This is a genomic window from Stenotrophomonas daejeonensis, assembly GCF_001431505.1.
Lineage (GTDB): Bacteria > Pseudomonadota > Gammaproteobacteria > Xanthomonadales > Xanthomonadaceae > Stenotrophomonas > Stenotrophomonas daejeonensis.
This window is the reverse complement of record NZ_LDJP01000103.1, coordinates 1-2,254: the sequence shown is the minus strand read 5'-3', so window position 1 is coordinate 2,254 and position 2,254 is coordinate 1. Positions and strand designations below refer to the sequence as shown.

General features: G+C 70.5%; 1 protein-coding gene and 1 pseudogene. One reads left to right on the top strand and one right to left on the bottom strand.

Annotation, left to right across the window (positions count from 1 at the left end):
- Window positions 1-168 precede the first annotated feature (168 nt).
- Window positions 169-933 (top strand): rhomboid family intramembrane serine protease, encoded by a 765-nt coding sequence (locus ABB34_RS14115; RefSeq protein ID WP_057642014.1) that lies wholly within the window; start codon window positions 169-171, stop codon window positions 931-933.
- 92 nt (window positions 934-1,025) lie between these two features.
- Here the strand turns inward: ABB34_RS14115 and ABB34_RS14110 are convergent.
- Window positions 1,026-2,092, bottom strand: a pseudogene (locus tag ABB34_RS14110) (glycerophosphodiester phosphodiesterase).
- Between the last annotated feature and the right edge of the window lie 162 nt (window positions 2,093-2,254).

Here is a 2,254-nt window from a genome sequence, read left to right as displayed (position 1 = left end):
AATGACACAAGCGACGCCAGATGCTTTCCCGGTAAAGCCCCTCGTGACTGGCGTCGCTCCTGCAGGGGGAAGCAAGGGGCAGCGGCCAGCATTGTCCCGCCACCGGCACGCCGGTTTCCCGCGGGGACGCACTTGCATTCGCCGCGGGGCGCCGCAATCCCTTTCCGCATGGACACGTCCACCAACACCACCATCGGCAACGATCGCCGCCGCGTGCTGCGCGCCTTCAACCTGAGCCTGGGCTTCGTGCTGCTGCTGGTGGCGATGTTCGCCGCCCAGCAGACCCACTGGGACTGGCGCCCGCTGGCGGTGGCACCGCACGCGCTGGCCGGCCTGTGGGGCCTGCTCGGCGCGCCGCTGCTGCACGGTTCGGTCGAACACTTGGGCGCCAACGCCGCGGCACTGCTGATCCTCGGCACCCTGGCCGGCAGCGTCTACCCGAAGGCGACGCTGCGCGCCCTGCCGCTGCTGTGGCTCGGCTCCGGGCTCGGCGCGTGGCTGCTCGGCGAGGCCGGCAGCCACCACCTGGGCGCCAGCGGCGTCACCCACGGCCTGATGTTCCTCGTGCTCGGGCTGGGCCTGCTGCGCCGCGACCGCGCCGCCATCGCCGCCGGCATGATCGGTGTGCTGTTCTACGGCGGCATGGTGATGACCGTGCTGCCGCACGAGCCGGGCGTGTCGTGGCAGTCACACATGGGCGGCGCCGTGGCCGGCATCGTCGCCGCGCTGCTGTTCCGCCACGCCGACCCGCTGCCGCCGCGCAAGCGCTACAGCTGGGAGGACGAGGAAGACGAGTTGCCTGGCACGCAGGCCGACGGCGAACTGGAACCGCCGGCCCCGCAGGACGTGCCGGTGTTGTGGCAGCCACGCGAAGGCCGCGATTACGACGTGGTGGTGCCGCTGCGGCCAAGGCCTCGCCGCGACGAGCCGTAGGTGCGGGGCTTGCCCCGCACGAGCCTCACCGGGAAAGCCCCATGCGGGGCAAGCCCCGCATCTACGAGGCAATCCCATGCATTCGGAGCCGATCAGGGCACGCCGCCCTGCGCCACCGCGTCGCCATCCACCGCGCGCCGGCCCAGTGCCGGGTCGTCGGTGAAGAAGGCATCGATGCCGGCCCGCAGGTAGGCGCGGATCTCGGCAACCGTACCGCATTGGCCCCGCCCTGCCGCAGCGCCGGCGGCAGGAACGGGTTTTCCGGGCGGAAGGTGTAGGCCACCACCGCCAGCCCGGCCGCATGCGCATCGGCGATCAGCGCGGTCGGCGCACCCAGTTCGCCACGCGCATCCAGCGGCAGCAGCTGGCGGCTGTCCACGCCGATGGCATCGGCATAGCCGGCGATTTCGCGCAGGCCGGCCGGGGTCATCATCCGTGCATAGGTCAGGGAGCCACCGGTCTGCATCACGTCGGCCGGAATCGCCCCGGGCGCATCCAGCAGTTGCAGCAGGCGGATGTTCGACCCCTTGCCGATGCGCGCGCGCAACTGGCGCAGGTTGGCGGTCTCGAACGACTGGATCAGGATCGGCGCGACGTTGGTGTAGGAATCGGCGCGCAGCGTTTCCAGCAGGCGCTCTTCCATCGGCAGGCCGATGCCACGGAAATAGATGCCGTGTTTGATCTCCGGCGCCAGGCCGATGCCGCGGCCGGCACGCGCGGCCTGCTGCACGAGAAAGGCGATGATCTCGTCCAGCGTGACGATGCGGAACTCGCCGTCGAACGCGGTGCCGCGCAGCTCCGGCAGGCGCTCGCGTGCGCGCAGCGTCTTCAGTTCGGCAAGGGTGAAGTCCTCGGTGAACCAGCCTTCGACCGTTTCGCCGTCGATCACCTTGGCGGTGCGGCGCGAAGCGAATTCCGGGCGTTCGGCGACGTCGGTGGTGGCGCCGATCTCGTTCTCGTGGCGCGCCACCATCACCCCGTCGCGGGTCATCACCAGGTCCGGCTCGATGTAGTCGGCGCCATCGGCGATGGCCTGCGCATAGGCCGCCAGCGTGTGCTCGGGCAGCAACGCGCTGGCGCCGCGGTGCGCGTACACCGGGACGTGCGAATAGCGGGGTGCGGGGGTGGCGGCCATCGCCATCGAGGATGCCATGCACATGCCCACCACCACAGCCAGAACCGCTTTGCCGAACACCGTCGCCTCCTTGTTTGCATTGCCGGAAGGGGCGGAGTGTGGCGAAGGGATGTGACCGGCGTGGGACAGGAGCTTGCAGGAGCGACGTGAGTCGCGACCGGGCTTTCCCGGGAAAGCCCCATCGCG

Bases quoted from the DNA above. Each gene is read 5' to 3' on its own strand.
- ABB34_RS14115 (WP_057642014.1), top strand. From the start codon at position 169: ATGGACACGTCCACCAACACCACCATCGGCAACGATCGCCGCCGCGTG.